The 17,032-nt window shown below is 34.1% G+C and carries 16 protein-coding genes and 1 tRNA gene; 9 read left to right on the plus strand and 8 right to left on the minus strand.

Going from position 1 to position 17,032, the window contains the following annotated elements:
- Positions 1 to 26 precede the first annotated feature (26 nt).
- Positions 27 to 860 carry a GIN domain-containing protein gene (locus NLJ00_RS01280; RefSeq protein WP_256636004.1) on the plus strand — a complete coding sequence of 278 codons (834 nt, stop codon included), beginning with the start codon at positions 27 to 29 and terminating at the stop codon, positions 858 to 860.
- 152 nt (positions 861 to 1,012) lie between these two features.
- On the opposite strand, the gene trxB is transcribed toward NLJ00_RS01280, so the two are convergent.
- A complete protein-coding gene (gene trxB / locus NLJ00_RS01285; protein ID WP_053472378.1) occupies positions 1,013 to 1,960 on the minus strand; it encodes a thioredoxin-disulfide reductase in 948 nt (315 codons plus the stop codon).
- 177 nt (positions 1,961 to 2,137) lie between these two features.
- Between trxB and NLJ00_RS01290 the strand changes: the two genes are divergently transcribed.
- Positions 2,138 to 2,215 (plus strand) — tRNA-Pro (locus NLJ00_RS01290).
- A gap of 655 nt (positions 2,216 to 2,870) precedes the next feature.
- On the opposite strand, the gene NLJ00_RS01295 is transcribed toward NLJ00_RS01290, so the two are convergent.
- On the minus strand, positions 2,871 to 5,039 hold the full coding sequence (locus tag NLJ00_RS01295) for a hypothetical protein (RefSeq protein WP_256636005.1): 2,169 nt from the start codon (positions 5,037 to 5,039) through the stop codon (positions 2,871 to 2,873).
- A gap of 192 nt (positions 5,040 to 5,231) precedes the next feature.
- On the opposite strand from NLJ00_RS01295, the gene NLJ00_RS01300 reads away from it, so the two are divergent.
- The 7 genes from NLJ00_RS01300 to NLJ00_RS01330 all read left to right on the plus strand — a co-directional run bounded on the left by NLJ00_RS01300 (position 5,232) and on the right by NLJ00_RS01330 (position 11,209).
- Entirely contained in the window at positions 5,232 to 5,633 is a 402-nt protein-coding gene (locus NLJ00_RS01300; protein ID WP_256636006.1) for a septal ring lytic transglycosylase RlpA family protein, read from the plus strand.
- A gap of 275 nt (positions 5,634 to 5,908) precedes the next feature.
- The gene (locus NLJ00_RS01305; RefSeq protein WP_053472385.1) at positions 5,909 to 6,676 is read left to right on the plus strand and encodes a ParA family protein; all 768 of its coding nucleotides are present in this window, start codon (positions 5,909 to 5,911) and stop codon (positions 6,674 to 6,676) included.
- 5 nt (positions 6,677 to 6,681) lie between these two features.
- Positions 6,682 to 7,584: a ParB/RepB/Spo0J family partition protein gene (locus NLJ00_RS01310; protein WP_053472386.1), complete on the plus strand. Its 903-nt coding sequence runs from the start codon at positions 6,682 to 6,684 to the stop codon at positions 7,582 to 7,584.
- Entirely contained in the window at positions 7,584 to 8,144 is a 561-nt protein-coding gene (locus tag NLJ00_RS01315; protein ID WP_053472387.1) for a DUF5683 domain-containing protein, read from the plus strand. Before NLJ00_RS01310 ends, NLJ00_RS01315 begins: the two co-directional genes overlap by 1 nt.
- 37 nt (positions 8,145 to 8,181) lie before the next feature.
- Complete coding sequence (dapB, locus tag NLJ00_RS01320) at positions 8,182 to 8,883, plus strand: 4-hydroxy-tetrahydrodipicolinate reductase (RefSeq protein WP_053472388.1); 702 nt, start codon at positions 8,182 to 8,184, stop codon at positions 8,881 to 8,883.
- Positions 8,884 to 8,946: 63 nt separating this feature from the next.
- Positions 8,947 to 10,500 (plus strand): signal peptidase I, encoded by a 1,554-nt coding sequence (gene lepB / locus NLJ00_RS01325; RefSeq protein ID WP_256636007.1) that lies wholly within the window; start codon positions 8,947 to 8,949, stop codon positions 10,498 to 10,500.
- Between the two features lie 94 nt (positions 10,501 to 10,594).
- Positions 10,595 to 11,209: a WbqC family protein gene (locus NLJ00_RS01330; protein WP_256636008.1), complete on the plus strand. Its 615-nt coding sequence runs from the start codon at positions 10,595 to 10,597 to the stop codon at positions 11,207 to 11,209.
- Here NLJ00_RS01330 and NLJ00_RS01335 read toward each other — a convergent pair.
- The 6 genes from NLJ00_RS01335 to ribH all read right to left on the minus strand — a co-directional run bounded on the left by NLJ00_RS01335 (position 11,206) and on the right by ribH (position 16,990).
- Positions 11,206 to 12,228 (minus strand): endonuclease/exonuclease/phosphatase family protein, encoded by a 1,023-nt coding sequence (locus tag NLJ00_RS01335; protein ID WP_256637455.1) that lies wholly within the window; start codon positions 12,226 to 12,228, stop codon positions 11,206 to 11,208. The two genes, NLJ00_RS01330 and NLJ00_RS01335, sit on opposite strands and share 4 nt — an antisense overlap.
- 46 nt (positions 12,229 to 12,274) lie before the next feature.
- A complete protein-coding gene (locus NLJ00_RS01340; protein ID WP_256636009.1) occupies positions 12,275 to 13,138 on the minus strand; it encodes a rhomboid family intramembrane serine protease in 864 nt (287 codons plus the stop codon).
- A 45-nt stretch (positions 13,139 to 13,183) separates the two neighbouring features.
- The gene (locus NLJ00_RS01345; protein ID WP_053472393.1) at positions 13,184 to 13,933 is read right to left on the minus strand and encodes a rhomboid family intramembrane serine protease; all 750 of its coding nucleotides are present in this window, start codon (positions 13,931 to 13,933) and stop codon (positions 13,184 to 13,186) included.
- The gene (gene mutL, locus NLJ00_RS01350; RefSeq protein WP_256636010.1) at positions 13,930 to 15,858 is read right to left on the minus strand and encodes a DNA mismatch repair endonuclease MutL; all 1,929 of its coding nucleotides are present in this window, start codon (positions 15,856 to 15,858) and stop codon (positions 13,930 to 13,932) included. The genes NLJ00_RS01345 and mutL overlap by 4 nt, the downstream gene beginning before the upstream one ends.
- Positions 15,859 to 16,033: 175 nt before the next feature.
- Positions 16,034 to 16,411, minus strand: coding sequence for a hypothetical protein (locus NLJ00_RS01355; protein WP_053472395.1), 378 nt, complete (start codon positions 16,409 to 16,411; stop codon positions 16,034 to 16,036).
- A 6-nt stretch (positions 16,412 to 16,417) separates the two neighbouring features.
- A complete protein-coding gene (ribH, locus tag NLJ00_RS01360; protein WP_053472396.1) occupies positions 16,418 to 16,990 on the minus strand; it encodes a 6,7-dimethyl-8-ribityllumazine synthase in 573 nt (190 codons plus the stop codon).
- Between the last annotated feature and the right edge of the window lie 42 nt (positions 16,991 to 17,032).

Genomic DNA, 17,032 nt, shown 5'->3' on the forward strand with positions numbered 1-17,032 from the left:
ATTTGCCAAAATCAAATCTAGAATAAATGAAAAAAAATACAGCCCTGTTCCTACTGCTTTTGGTTACAACATTAACTTTTGCTCAAAAGAGAGAAAAAGTGAAAGGATCTAAAATTGTAACTACCTCTATTAAAGACGTAGGAAGTTTTGATGCTCTTGAAGCCGATGATAATATTGAAGTTTATCTTGAAAAAGGAGAGAAAAACGAAATCAAAATTGAAGCCGATGATAATCTTCATGAAATCATTGGGATGGATTTAAGAGATAAAACGCTTCGTTTATACACATCAAAAGAAAGTACGATTTTCAAAAAGCTTTCTGTAAAAATTACTTATACGAGCTCATTAACGAAAGTAATTGCAAAAAATGAAGCAAAAATTTATGCTATTCAGGAAGTTCAGTTAGATGATATCACTTTTAGCTGTTTTGATTATTCCAGATTATTTTTGAATGTCAATTCAAAAAAATTCAACTTAATTGCTGATGACAAATCAAAAACAGAATTGAACTTAAAAGCCGACGATGGAAGTTTACAATTGAGTAAAAGTGCTTCTATTAAAACTTTGGTTTCTGCTATTAAATTTAAATGTGATTTGTACCAAAAAGCAAATGCAGCTATTGAAGGAATTGCTGAAAAAGCTACTATTCGTTTAGATAATAATTCGGTTTTCACCGGAACAAAATTTACTTTGAAAGAGGCTAATGTAACTGCTGAGAATAATTCTGTTGGAAGCATTTTAGCCGAAACCACTGTTTCTATTGCCGTTGGAGATAAAGCAGAATTATCTTTATTCGGAAATCCAAAAATTGAATTAACTCGTTTCTCTGAAGAAGCAAAGCTGATTAAGAAGATTAAATAATTTGTTTCAGGTTTTTCTTGTTTCAGGTTTCAAGTTGAAATTAGGAACGTTAATTATAAAAGAAAATCCCGGTCTAAAATTTTAGACCGGGATTTTTTATTGTTGTTTTACACGTTCCAATAACTTGAAACATGAAACCTGAAACTTTTAACTTACTCCTTAGAAGCTAAATAACGTTCTGCGTCAAGTGCAGCCATACAACCTGTACCTGCAGCAGTAATTGCCTGACGGTAAACGTGGTCTGCAGCATCTCCGGCAACGAAAACACCTGCTACATTTGTATTAGAAGTTCCTGGTGTATTTATGATATAACCTGTTTCGTCAAGAGTGATGTAATCTTTAAAGATATCTGTGTTTGGTTTGTGACCAATTGCTACGAAAAATCCGGTTGCAGGAATTTCAATCACTTCTCCAGTTGTTTTATTTAAAGCTTTAATAGCGTGAACTACATTTGAATCTCCTAAAACTTCAACAGTATCGTGGTTCATTAAAATCTCGATATTTTCTGTTTTACGAACGCGTTCTTCCATAATTTTTGAAGCTCTGAATTTCTCGCTTCTTACCAACATCGTTACTTTTTTACAAAGTTTAGATAAGTAATGTGCTTCTTCACAAGCAGAATCTCCTGCTCCAACAATTACAACTTCTTGGTTACGGTAGAAAAATCCGTCGCAGACAGCGCAGGCAGAAACTCCGCCACCCATATTTAAATAGTGCTGCTCTGATGGTAATCCTAGATATTTAGCTGTAGCACCTGTAGAAATAATAACAGTTTCACAGTGCAATTCGATTGAATCGTTAATCCAAACTTTATGAATATCTCCAGAAAAATCAACCTTTGTAGCCCAGCCATCACGGATATCAGCTCCGAAACGTTTTGCTTGTTCTTGTAACTGAACCATCATTTCTGGTCCTGTAACACCATCAACATAACCAGGGAAATTTTCTACTTCATTAGTCGTTGTCAATTGACCTCCAGGCTGCATACCTTGATATAAAACCGGATTCATGTTTGCTCTGGCTGCGTAAATTGCTGCAGTATAACCTGCAGGGCCAGAACCTATAATAAGGCATTTAATTTTTTCGATTGTATCTGACATAATGTGTATTGTTTTTTTGTGATGCAAATGTAAACTTTATTATAAAAAATAACACCGAAAATAAATCTGAAATAGCTATGTTAAAATAAGTTTTATTTATTTTCATTTTTTCCTTTTGTAAACGAATTTTATTTATATCTTTGCATCCGCTTTCGGGCACTACAATAAATACATCTTCGGGGTGTAGCGTAGCCCGGTTATCGCGCCTGCTTTGGGAGCAGGAGGCCGCAGGTTCGAATCCTGCCACCCCGACCAAAAGTCTTTTCATTTTACTTGGAAAGACTTTTTTTTTGCAATAAACTGAAAATTGAAATCATAAAATTGAAAAGTTATCGCGTCCCGATTGAAAATCGGGAAGGCCGCAGGTTCGAATCCTGCCACCCCGACAAAAGTCTTTTCATTTTACTTGGAAAGACTTTTTTTTGCAATAAACTGAAAATTGAAATCATAAAATTGAAAAGTTATCGCGTCCCGATTGAAAATCGGGAAGGCCGCAGGTTCGAATCCTGCCACCCCGACAAAAGTCTTTTCATTTTACTTGGAAAGACTTTTTTTTTTGCAATAAACTGAAAATTGAAATCATAAAATTGAAAAGTTATCGCGTCCCGATTGAAAATCGGGAAGGCCGCAGGTTCTCCCGAAAGCTTTCGGGACTGCCACCCCGACCAAAAGTCTTTTCATTTACTTGGAAAGACTTTTTTTTTGCAATAAACTGAAATATAAAATCAATCAACACTATAAATTTCCAAAATTTATCTCATTTGCGACATAGCCCGTGGTTTCAACCACGGGAAACGTATCGTGATTATTCATGCGTCCCCGTGGTTGAAACCTCGCGGGCTATGTTAAAAACAAAAACCTCTGAATGACGATTGTCTTCAGAGGTTTTGTTTTTTTTTAATATGTAATCTTATTTACTTCCCATATCAATATAAGCAGGATACGATTCACGATTAGGCAAATTAAATTCTTCATCGAAAGGCTGCGTACCTTCACCATTATTGTATAATGCCACACGTTTTACACCAGTTGCTGTGCTTCCGCCAATACCATTAATAACATTTTGAATATTTCCCGGGCCGGCAAAACGAGTAATACACATTTTCTCCAATTTCACATTTGGACTATTAGGCGCTTCAAAACCATTTTTCTTATTCACTTTGCCATCAGTTCCTGTAAAAACTGCATAAGATCCCATTCCTATACTATGATAATCTTTTACAGTATTGGCTATTTTAAATGCTGCATAACCATCAACTTTACCTCCTTGACTGCTCCAGCTTGCTTGATTTGGAGCATCATATGGCGGTTCGTTTTGGAAGAAATAAGTTCTGCCGCGTTCTCCTAACCATAAGACTTCATATTCTTGAAAATGCTCTGTAAACAGCGCATAAAGTGTAACATCATTACCTGTAACAATAAGTCCGTTTTTACATCTGTCTCTTGTCCATCGCAAATCTCCGCCTTTCTGCGACCCGTGATCAGCACGCCACAACCAGAAATGGTCACCCACCACATTACTGCTGCTTATTTGCATAGCAGTATGTATCTGAATATTTTTTGACTGAACCCCGCCCACTCTACAAGTAATATCTGATAGTAATATAGGATTTGCAGAATGGTCTGCTTTTGCACCTTCTTCACCAATTCTAACCTGATACGTTGTACTATTAAATGAATCCGTAAGAAGTCCGGCAATGATAATTCCGTCCTTGTCATCGGCATAAATACATCCCCAAGTATTTTTCTCAGTAGGTTCTAATGTTACTGAAGCTATACCAGCACCAAGAAGAATTGCATCTTTTCTATTTACCTGAATAGGCGCATTCAATGCATAATGTCCCGGAGTGAAAAATATATTTTTACCTGCTTTTAACGCATTATTAATTTCTACATCGGTGTCACCTTCTTTAGCAACATACCAATCAATAAGTAAATCCTGAACTTTTCCTTTACCCATGTCTGTTGACGACCATGAAACACCTACTCTGTCTTTTTGCCATGCCGGAACAAATACTTTGTATTCACCATCATTATCAATAAAAAGAAAAGGTTTTTCTCTTATAATACGTGTAGTAGGAATTGGAGAATTGGTATCATCTGCTTGCGGAGGATTAACACAGCCTTGCCAAACCATATTATAAGAGCCTCCCATAGCTCCCGAACCGGAAGGAAAAATAGCATTTCTGGTGTACCATTGCTGCTGTCCGCCCCAGTTTGGTCTGTTTGATGTATAATGAGTATCGGCAATAAAACCACCACTTCCCCAAAAATTGGTATTCCCAATATCTGAAATATATTTCGAAGTACTTTCAATCAGCATTCTTCGTGCACTGGTGGATTGAGAAACCGTCCATGCAAAATCCCGCATTACTTCTACATTTTCTACAGAACGCCAAAATGTACAGGTAGCATTTGCTCCGCCAGAAAGGTGAGGTCTTGTAAAAATAGAACCCAATTTAACATCTGATGGCACTTTGCCCAAACCTCCAATATGAGAGTAGAATCCTAATTCTATTGAATTGGCTTCTGCCGATGATGCAGATCCCGACCCGCCTGAATCATAAGTTTGTCCATCAACATTTGCTTTTAAATAATACGCCTGACGTTTTGTTGTCCACTCGCCATTTGCTCCGCCCAGACCAATAGCACTAAATTGCGAATTAATATCAATTCGTGCCGTTTCTGCTTTTTCATATTTTCTATCGTAGAAATACATATTACTTCCAAAAATTTGGTTCTCCAGCGAAACTATGATTGTTATATCGTTACGAGTTATTTTATAATAGTTCTCGTATTTATTTTTATTTGGTTTATTATCTGTAAAGGTTAATTTAGAAGTTGAGCTCACAGAAACAAAATTAGACGCTAAACGACTGCCTCCTCTTGAGATCAGATAATTTCCCGAAGAGCCAAATGCCGGCCAAGATAATGTTATGCTATGTTTTTTCTTATTGTAAACAATTTTGCCTTCTATCTTATTTCCCTGCTTTTCATCAGATGAATTAGACGTTGCAAAACTGCATAGAATCAGCATAAACGCAAATGCAGTAAATACTGAGGTTAACTTTTTAATCATAAAAATTGTTTTTGGTTTAATAGTTTTTTAGGGATTCTAAAATAGTCATAATCTTTAACCTTTATCTTTCAATTTTCTTATCAAAAACTATACAACGGCGCCAAATATGCCTTTTAATAACATAAATAAACCGTATACGATATTCTCATTTTTCCATAATAGATTTTTTTTGCGCCCAATAGAAATTAGAAAATGAAAATAATAATACTCTATATTGCTCTAGCTTTTTCTGCAACGGTTACAGCACAAGAAAATTCAACTGATACAGATCCCGGCACTGAAAACGATCAGTATATCTTATATAAAGAAAATGCTCACGCTTCTTATTATCATGATAAATTTAACGGAAGAAAAACAGCAAGCGGTGCAAGATTCAACAATGATGATTTGACTGCTGCGCATAAAAAAGTTCCTTTTGGCACAAAACTTAGGGTAACAAACGAAAAAAATAACAAATGCGTTATAGTAGTAGTTACAGACAGAGGACCTTTTATTAAAGGAAGAGAAATTGACTTAAGCAAAACAGCTTTTATGAACATTGCTTCAAATATAAAAAGCGGCTTAGTTTATGTAAAAATTGAGATTATAAAATAAAAATCCTGTTCATTATTTTTTATTATTAATATTTTAGAAAAGAAAAAACAGAATGAGATCATTTCTACAAAGTAAATTTTAAATTCGTTCACTTTTACTGCAAAACAACTTTCATCATGACCAAAATCTGGTCTGTAATTCTGCTCAAAACTTAAATTAATTTCTGCCGAACACGCACGAAACAACGATTAAGCGAAGTTTCACAAATGTTAACAAAATAGATTTTCAAAAACCATAAATAATTGTATTTTTACGGTTCAAAATTCAGAAAATAAATGGGCAAAATCATTGCGATTGCTAATCAAAAAGGAGGCGTTGGAAAAACTACAACATCTGTAAATCTTGCAGCCTCATTAGGTGTTTTAGAGAAAAAAGTATTATTGATCGATGCTGATCCTCAGGCTAATGCTACATCTGGCCTTGGAATTGACGTAGAATCTGTTGAACTTGGAACTTACCAAATTCTTGAACATACAATAACACCAAAAGAAGCCATTTTAAAATGTTCAGCTCCAAATGTTGACGTGATCCCTGCTCACATTGACCTTGTTGCTATCGAAATCGAATTGGTTGACAAAGAAAATCGTGAGTATATGCTTAAAAAAGCATTAGAAGAAGCAAAAGAAGAATATGATTTTATCATTATCGACTGTGCGCCTTCATTAGGTTTATTAACCTTGAATGCTTTAACAGCTGCCGACTCAGTAGTAATTCCAATTCAATGTGAATATTTTGCACTTGAAGGATTAGGAAAATTATTGAACACAATTAAAAGTATTCAAAAAATTCACAACCCTGATCTAGACATCGAAGGATTATTACTTACAATGTATGATTCAAGATTACGTTTATCCAATCAGGTAGTTGAAGAAGTTCAAAAACACTTTAACGATATGGTTTTTGACACCGTTATTCAGCGAAATGTTAAATTAAGTGAGGCACCAAGTTTTGGAGAAAGTATCATTAATTATGATGCTACAAGTAAAGGTGCGGTTAATTACATTAATTTAGCTCAAGAAATTATAAAGAAAAACAGTAAATAGTTTTTATGACAAAAGCAATTAAAAAACAAGCCTTAGGAAGAGGATTATCAGCGTTATTAAAAGATCCGGAAAACGACATTACATCAGTAGAAGACAAAAATGCTGATAAGGTTGTTGGAAATATTATTGAGCTTGAAATAAGTGCTATCGAAATAAATCCGTTTCAGCCTAGAAGCAATTTTAATGAAGAATCATTACGCGAATTAGCCACTTCTATTAAAGAACTTGGTGTAATTCAACCTATTACTGTTCGAAAATTAGACTTTAATAAATACCAGTTAATTTCCGGAGAACGTCGTTTACGTGCTTCAACTTTAGTTGGCTTAACTCATGTTCCGGCTTACATTCGTATTGCCAATGACAATGAGTCCCTTGTTATGGCATTGGTTGAAAACATTCAGCGTCATGACTTAGACCCAATCGAGATCGCACTTTCTTACCAGCGTTTAATTGACGAAATTCAATTAACACAAGAGCAAATGAGCGAGCGCGTTGGAAAAAAACGTTCTACAATTGCCAATTATTTACGTCTTTTAAAACTGGATCCAATTATTCAAACTGGTATTCGCGATGGTTTCATTAGTATGGGACACGGTCGTGCTATCATTAATATTGAAGATTTAGACGTTCAGACTGATATTTACCAAAAAATCGTAAGTCAAAATTTATCTGTTCGTGAAACTGAAGCCTTAGTTAAAAATTATCACGAAGGTCAGCAGCCAAAAGCAGAAGGAAAACCTAAAGCTGAATCTTCGTTTGTGGTTAGAGAAACACAAAAAAATACTTTCAATGATTATTTTGGTTCGAAAGTTGATATAAAAGTCGCTGGTAACGGAAAAGGAAAAATCACAATTCCTTTTAATTCTGAAGCCGACTTTAATCGAATTATAAAATTAATAAACGGATAGTGAATAAAATTGTCCCCATAAGTCTATTGTTCTTTCTCATAGGAACCGTTTCTCTTTTTGCCCAGGTAAAAAAAGACACGGTTTTAGTCGTTAAAGACACAACTGCATTAATAGAAATAGATCCGCTTACACCTGCAAAAGCAGCTTTTTATTCGGCTATTTTACCTGGTTTGGGTCAGGTATACAATAAAAAATACTGGAAAGTTCCGCTTGTTTACGGAGCAATTGGTACAAGTTTATACTTTTATATTGATAACAATAAAAAATATCATGATTATCGTGATGCCTACAAGCGAAGATTAGAAGGCTATAATGATGATAAATATCAATTTCTTGACGAAAGCAGACTTATTGCCGGTCAGAAATTTTATCAGCGAAACAGAGATTTATCTGCCTTATTTGTTGTTGGTTTTTATGTTTTAAATATCATCGATGCCAATGTTGATGCGGCTTTGATTCAATTTAATGTAAACGAAAGACTATCACTTCGTCCAGAAATTTATCCCGCCGATGTAACATTTAAACCAAACGTTGGACTAACTTTTAATTATCGTTTTTAAATAGTTTCTCTATTTAAAACTTACAAATACATACAAAATGAAAATTGCGCTTTTAGGATACGGAAAAATGGGTAAAGTAATCGAACGAATTGCTTTAGAAAGAGGTCATGAAATTGTTTTAAAGAAAGACGAATTCAATACATACGACGGACTTTCGACTGCAGATGTTGCGATTGACTTTAGCGTTCCGTCAGCGGCAGTCGACAATATTTCTGCATCTTTTAATGCTAATGTTCCTGTAGTTTCCGGAACAACAGGATGGCTGGAACATTACGATGAAATGATTGCTCTTTGCAACGAGAAAAAAGGAGGTTTTATCTCCAGTTCAAATTTCAGTTTGGGAGTAAATATTTTCTTTGGATTAAATGAATATTTAGCCAAAATCATGAATCAATTTGATTCTTATAAAGTTACGATGGAAGAAATTCACCACATTCACAAATTGGATGCTCCAAGCGGAACTGCGATTTCTTTAGCACAAGGCGTTATTCAAAACAGTGACTATTCTAACTGGACTTTAGACGAAGCAAAAAAAGGTGAAATTCATATTGAAGCTAAAAGAATTGGAGAAGTTCCGGGTACACATACCGTAAACTACGATTCTGCTATTGACAGCATTGAAATCAAACATACTGCTCATAATCGTGAAGGTTTTGCCCTTGGCGCTGTTATCGCTGCAGAATGGCTTGCCGGAAAACAGGGAATTTTCACTATGAAAGATGTATTAAACTTACAATAAATTGATAAAATTCTGGATTAAACAAATATTCAATCCCGAATTTGAAACTTAAAATACTATATTATGACACTTTACTCTTGGTTCGTATTTTTCTTAGCTGTTCAGATTATTCATTTCATTGGTACTTGGAAATTGTATCAGGCAGCAGGAAGAAAAAGCTGGGAAGCGGCAATTCCGGTATATAATTCAATTGTTTTAATGAAAATTATCGGCCGACCAACCTGGTGGACATTATTACTTTTCATTCCAATTATCAACTTGATTATGTTTCCGGTTGTTTGGGTTGAAACACTTAGAACCTTTGGTAAAAAATCAACTTTAGATACTATTTTAGGGATCTTTACTCTTGGCTTTTATATCTACTATGTAAATTACACACAGAAATTAGAATATAACGCTGACAGAAAATTAACTCCTGAAAACAAAACAGCTGATACGGTAAGTTCTTTGCTTTTTGCAATTATAGTTGCAACTTTAGTACATACTTATGTTATTCAGCCTTATACAATCCCAACTTCTTCTTTAGAGAAATCATTATTAATTGGAGATTTCTTATTTGTAAGTAAAGTAAATTATGGCCCCAGAGTTCCTATGACAACGGTTGCATTACCAATGGTTCATGACTCTATTCCATTAACAAAAAGAAAATCATATTTAAGCTGGCCTCAGTTACCTTATTTCAGACTTCCTGCTTTTGAGCAAATAAAAAGAAATGATATTGTAGTATTCAACTGGCCGGTTGATACGGTACATTATTTTTATGAGCCAAAAGGAAGACCGGGCGTTATTAAGCCAATCGATAAGAAATCAAACTATGTAAAAAGATGTGTTGGTATTCCTGGCGACAGTTTATCAATTAAAGACGGATTTGTTTTCATTAACGGAAAAAAACTTATTTTACCGGAAAGAGCAAAACCTCAATATTCTTATTCTGTAGCTTTAGATGGAAAAACATCTATTGATTTTGAATCTTTATTTAAAGAATTAGACATTACAGATCCTGCAGGTTTTAGAACTGAAAAAAGGGATACGCTTTATTTTAGAGCTTTAACCGAAGCAAGTGCTGAACGTTTGAAAAATACTCCGGGCGTTACTGCTGTAAAAAGAGAAATTGACAAAGGAAATGACAATGCGATTTTCCCACATATCAACAAATGGAATCAGGATAATTTTGGTCCAATTTATATTCCTGAAGCTGGTAAAACAGTTGCTTTAACTAATACATCTCTTCCATTTTATAAAGAAATCATCACTAATTATGAAGGAAATACTTTAGAATTAAGTGGTTCTAAATTTATCATAAACGGTAAAGAAACTAACACTTATACCTTCAAACAAAATTACTATTGGATGATGGGAGACAATCGTCACAATTCTGAAGATAGTCGTTATTGGGGTTACGTTCCTGAAAATCATATCGTAGGAAAACCGGTTTTCATCTGGATGAGCTGGGATACTAACGGAAAAGGTATCAACAAAATTCGCTGGAGCAGAGTTTTCACTACTGTTGACGGCGAAGGACAACCGCAATCTTATTTCAAATATTTCCTAATTATTCTTGCACTATACTTTGTTGGAGAATTCTTCTGGAGAAAAAGAAAACAGAATAAAGCATAAAAAATAAAAAATGTTATTTTTGCTTCAGGTTTCAGGTTTCAGGTTCTTTGCGAACGTGAAACTTGAAACCTGAAACTTTTAAAACAAAAATCAAATGAATTCCTTATTACTTCCTACATATTTTCCATCCATTAGCCATTTTGCAGTTATGGCTCAATCTGAGAATATAACTTTTGAAATGGAAGATAATTTTCAAAAGCAGACCAATAGGAACAGAACTTATATCTATAGCCCCAACGGAATTCAATTATTAAACATTCCTGTTAAGCATTCTAAATCTGCACATCAAAAAACAAAAGATGTATTGATCGAAAACGAATTTGACTGGCAGAAACAGCATTTTAAATCCTTAGAAGCAGCTTATAGAAGTTCGCCGTTCTTTGAGTATTTTGAAGATGATATCGTGCCCATTTTCGAAAAGAAACACACTTTCCTGATGGATTTAAATATGGAAGTTTTTGATACCGTTACAAAGTGTTTACGAATGAAACTGGAATTTGGTAAAACAGCTGAATATTTTCATGAAGTTGAAAATGTTTCAGATTTCAGATATTTAGCAAACGGAAAAAAAGATCAAAATTCTTTCGAAAAATATACTCAGGTTTTTGATGACAAACATGGTTTTATCAACAATTTAAGTGTTTTGGATTTACTTTTTAACGAAGGTAAGTTTGCAATGGATTATTTAAAAACCCAGAAAATAATCTAAAATTGATCTATCGAAAGTCTGGTCATTATTGGGTAATGATCGGAATTTTCGAAATCAGAAAAGCTTTCAAACTGCTTTACTTTCATTTTAGTATCGGTAAAAATATAATCAATTCGGGCTGGGTAATACTTAAACTTATAAGTCGCTCCAAAGCCTTCTCCTGCTTCTTCAAAAGCATCTTTAAGTTTTCCCTTAATATTTCGGTAAACGTATGAAAACGGGCTGTTATTCATGTCTCCACAAATAATAATTGGGTATTTGCATTTCTTTATATGCTCCTTAAAAATTTCAGCCTGCTCCTGCTGCTGCGTAAACCCTTTACTGATTCGGGCATAAATACGCTGTGATTTCTGTTGGTTTACCTTATCAATATCATCAGAAATCTCACTTACGTCAGGAGAAATTTTAATAGACTGCAGATGCATATTATAAACACGAATAATATCTTTCCCGCGTTTAATATCAGCATAAACTACATTATTATCTGATTTAGGAAAAATGATGTTTCCTTCGTCAATAATAGGAAATTTAGAAAAAATGGCCTGACCTGTCTTAACCTGGTTTCCTTCAATAAAAATATAGCGGTGCGGATACACTTTTAAATCTAAATGCGCCGAGTTTGAATATTCCTGAACACATAAAATATCCGGATCTTTTTCATCTATAAATGTTTTAATGTTTTCTGGAATATCATCGCGATCCAGCCATTTAAAAACATTAAAAAGGCGCACATTATAACTCATTACAGAGAAATCCCTTTCGTCCTTTACATATTCTTTAGCAGAGAATTTATAGAATTTGCTGATAAAGGTAATTCCAGTAAGCAAAACCAAACCAGATAAAATAAGGCGTTTTTTGAACTGAATTGCCCAATATAAAAAGAAGAGTCCATTTGCTACAAAAAAGGCCGGCATGAACAAAGTAAGCACCGATAAAAGCGGAAAGCTCTTAGGTGCTAAAAACGGCAAAATATAGACACTAAATGTGAGCACAGTCAGTACTATATTCAAAAAGAACATTATTTTATTAAACCACGAAAGGTTTTTCATATTTTCTTGCTAAGGATTATTTTCCTGCTTTAAATAAAAACTCTTTTTCTTCTTTTGTCAGGCAGTCGTATCCCGACTGGCTGATTTTATCTAAAATCTCATCAATTTGCTGCTGCGTTTTGTCTTTTGTAACAATTCTTGATGTCGCTTTTTCTGTAGGTTTTTTGTAATTTTTATGAACTTTTGTAAATGGGGTCGTTGGGGATTTTCTAAAAAGATTAGCAAAGAAATCTAATATTCTGGAAACAATAATACTTAAGTCAGTACCGCTTTGAAGCAGTTTAATAAAGATGAAACCGAAAAATGCTCCGGCTAAATGCGAAATATGTCCGCCCATATTTTCAAGGCGCAGCTGCATTAAATCTAAAAGTAAAATTACACCTGTAATATGCCAAAGCTTGACATTTCCAAAAAGAAATAACCTAACATTCATTAAAGGTTGATAAGTTGTTGCAGCAACTAAAATTGCCATAATAGCGGCCGATGCGCCAACTATTGAAGCAGAAGTTCCTAAAACGTAAAAACTTAAAGCAAAAACAATTCCTGAAAAAATTGCGCCTAAAATATATAATCCTAAGTATTGTTTTTGAGTAAAGAAGGTCAGGAATAAATTGCTTGCAAAGTTTAAAACCATCATATTAAACAACAAATGCAAAAATCCGAAATGAAAAAATGCATACGTTAAAAATGTCCAGGGCTTAAACATGAAAACCTGAGGATCTGATGATAATGCAAGCCAATTTGGAAAAACAAACTGACCGGTAGAAAACTGATAGAAAAAAATTAGGGAAATAAGAAAACAGGCGATGTTCCAATAAATAACCTGCATCGCAATGCCGCCCAATTTATATTGAAGTTTTAAATCGTCAAGAATATTCATAAAGTCTTCTTTTGGTTTTTAAATTTAATCAATTAAAGTTAAAAATTAATTCCATCGATTGTTATTAAACTGATTTTTTTTCCAGTACCACATAATCAAAAATCCAAACAAAGCTCCACCAATATGAGCATAATGAGCTATTCCAGAATCTATTCCCATAAAAGAACTTCCAAAAATCCCAAAAAAACCATCAAATAAAAGCATATAAATTGGTACAAAATATTTCGCCTTTATCGGAATAGGTATAAACAAAATTCCAAGTTCTGCATTAGGAAACATAAAAGTAAATGCTACCAGTAAACCGTAAATAGCACCAGATGCACCTACAACAGTTCCCAAATAGGCATTCGTGAAATGCTTAAATTCTGAAGCTGTCAAAATCTGCTCCCATCTTGTATCTATTCTTCCACTATTTAATAGATTAAGAATATCAGCTTTTTGATAACCATTTGCCAATAAAATATTTAAACTATCCTGATAAAAATAATAATTAACAGCAAAATTTACTAAAGCAGCTCCCAGTCCGCAAGAGATATAGAAAAACAAAAACTTCTTTGCTCCCCAAAAATGCTCTAATGTTGACCCAAATGAATACAATGCAAACATATTGAATGCAATATGAGCAAATCCGCCATGCATAAACATATGTGTTATAGGCTGCCAAACTTTAAATCCCGGGTTTTCCGGAAAAAAAAGCGCGAAATATTCGTAAGAAACTGGCACTAACTGAGCACCAATAAAAAATATAATGTTAATAATTAGCAGTTGTTTAACTACTGGAGTCATGTTCATCATAAGGCAAACTTTTTATCTATATCTTCAACACGCATAGTGATGAAGGTTGGTTTTTGAAAAGGTGAAATATTAGGATCTTTACAAGCAAACAAACCGTTTACTAGATTATCTTGTTCTTTCTCGGTTAAATAAGATCCTGTCTTAACCGCTAAACTTTTTGCCATCGATTTGGCAATAGTATCATTTTGACTGTAACTACTTGCCGGAATTCCGTCCTGCAAATCGCTTAATAATTGTTCAATTACAAGAGAAACCTCGCTTTCGGTAATATTTACCGGAATTCCCGAAATTACAATATGATCTGTTTTGGCTTCTTCAAAAATAAATCCGGTTGTTTCTAACGAAGGTTTTAATTCTTCGATTAACTTCATTTCTGTAGAAGAATAAAATAAATCTAAAGGAAAAAGCAATTTCTGACTTGAAGCTTGATTCACAGTCATATTCAACAAAAATTGTTCGTATAAAATACGTTGATGCGCACGCTGCTGGTCAACGATTATCATTCCTGATTTTATTGGCGAAACAATATATTTTTTATGAATTTGATACGTTTTCTGAGTTGCTTGTTCCACCTCATCATCATTAAATAAAGATGACGTTACTTCTTCGTTTTCGAATGTAAATGGTGAACTTTCGATACTTTCAGCATTTTCAACATCTAATCCAACATACAAACTTTCCCAGCTTACTGTTGGTTCTACTCTTTTTGAATAGCCTGAATAAGACGAAGATGAGCTAGAAGAGGAAGAAAATCCAGAGCTATAACCAGAACTTGATCCTGAACCCGCTTTTGCATAATGCTGGTTAGTTTTATCATCTGTAAAAGGATTAAAAGTTCCATCAACCTGAATTGTTGGCACTTCTGCTTCTACATCTTTATAATGGTAAGGCGTATCTAAATTTGAATCTCTGTCAAAATCTAAAACCGGAGCGACATTAAACTGTCCCAAACTATGTTTGATCGAAGCTCTTAAAATAGCATATAATGCTTGTTCATCATCAAACTTAATTTCGGTTTTTGTGGGATGAATATTGATATCGATTGTATTTGGCGGCACTTGCAGATACAAGAAATAACTTGGCTGAGAACCATCTTTCAAAAGTCCGTCGTAAGCAGCCATAACCGCATGATGCAGATAACCGCTTTTAATGAAACGATCGTTTACAAAAAAGAATTGTTCTCCTCTATTTTTCTTGGCAAATTCGGGTTTGCACACAAATCCCTGAACATTTATAATTTCTGTATCTTCATTTACAGGAACTAATTTTTCATTGGTTTTACCTGACATAATCCCAACAATTCGCTGGCGATATCCTGCTGCCGGAAGATTATACAATTCGCTTCCGTTATGATAAAAACTAAAATGAATGTTTGGATGCGCTAAAGCTACACGCTGAAATTCATCCATAACATGTCGAAATTCAACTGTATCTGATTTTAAGAAATTACGACGCGCCGGAATATTAAAAAACAGGTTTTTAACCGCAAATGATGTTCCTTTTGGCAGAACTGCCACTTCCTGCGAAACAAATTTACTTCCCTCGATAATAATATGCGTTCCGAGTTCGTCTTGTTCTTGTTTTGTTTTCATTTCCATGTGCGCGATTGCCGCAATAGAAGCTAATGCTTCTCCGCGAAAACCTTTGGTAGCAAGTGAAAATAAATCTTCGGCCTGACGAATTTTTGATGTAGCGTGACGTTCAAAACACAAACGTGCATCTGTAACGGTCATTCCTACACCATTATCAATAACCTGAACTAATGATTTTCCGGCGTCTTTTATAATCAATTTAATATCAGTTGCTTTTGCATCAACAGCATTTTCTAACAGCTCTTTTACGACTGAAGCGGGTCTTTGAACCACTTCTCCAGCAGCAATTTGGTTAGCAACGTGATCAGGAAGTAATTGAATAATACTCGACATTGAAAATTTTAGATTGTAGATTAACGATTTAAGATTTTTGATTTAAATCTAAACCAAGCAGCACAAATTTAGTGAATTTCTACTGGCTTTTTGAATATGTGAAATCATAAAAAAAACAAAAAACCTATACTATTGTGACACAGTATAGGTTTTAATATTTTTAAAACAAATGTGTTTATTCTGTAATATAAAAGTGATTTCCTAGTATATCTTTTAATCCCACTAAAACCAGCCAGACAAAAGTTACAAAAAGCAATATTCCATATCCGGGTTTTAGACGACCAAGAGTCATATAAACAAGAAAAAGAGCAAATATGAATGAGCTTATACCAACTATAAAGAGAAAAAATCTGTTAGAATCTTCTTCTCTAAATTCATTAATAGCAACTATTACGATACAAACTGCATAAACCCAAATAAACATACTTATTGGAGAATCTGAAGAATCTGGATAACGTTCTAATATATTAAAAGAACTCCAGAAAATAAAAACACTTAACAGAATTCTAGAAATTGCCCAAAAGACTCTTGTTTTACAGAAAAATTCATCCATAGATATTTATTCGTTCTCTATCTTTCTTGGAGAATCTTCTATCTGAAGCGCTCCAGAAGTTAATAAAGGCTGATTGAAAGCATGTGAAATAGAGGCCTGCTGGCGAATATATGCCATTTTTATAGCAGCAATTGCAGCTTCGGTTCCTTTGTTCCCGTGAGCGCCGCCGCTTCTGTCAATAGACTGCTGCATGTTATTATCTGTTAAAACACAAAAAATAACCGGAATATCAGTTTGAACATTCAAATCTTTAATTCCCTGCGTTACGCCTTCACAAACAAAATCAAAGTGTTTTGTTTCTCCTTGAATTACACATCCAATTACGATTACTGCATCGACATTTTGTGTCTGCAGCATTTTTTTTGCGCCATAAATAAGCTCAAAACTCCCTGGTACATTCCAGCGAATAATTTGCTGCGCAGGAACATCACAATCAACTAGTGCGTCAAAAGCGCCATTGTAAAGTCCTTCTGTTATAACATCGTTCCACTCAGAAACAACAATCCCAAATCGAAAGTCTTTCGCATTTGGGATTGTGTTTTTATCGTATTCTGATAAATTTTTATTTTCGGTAGCCATCTTTTATATTTAAGATTTTAGAATTTTGATTTCAGATTGTAA

It is taken from the genome of Flavobacterium panici, from assembly GCF_024499525.1.
Taxonomy (GTDB): domain Bacteria; phylum Bacteroidota; class Bacteroidia; order Flavobacteriales; family Flavobacteriaceae; genus Flavobacterium; species Flavobacterium panici.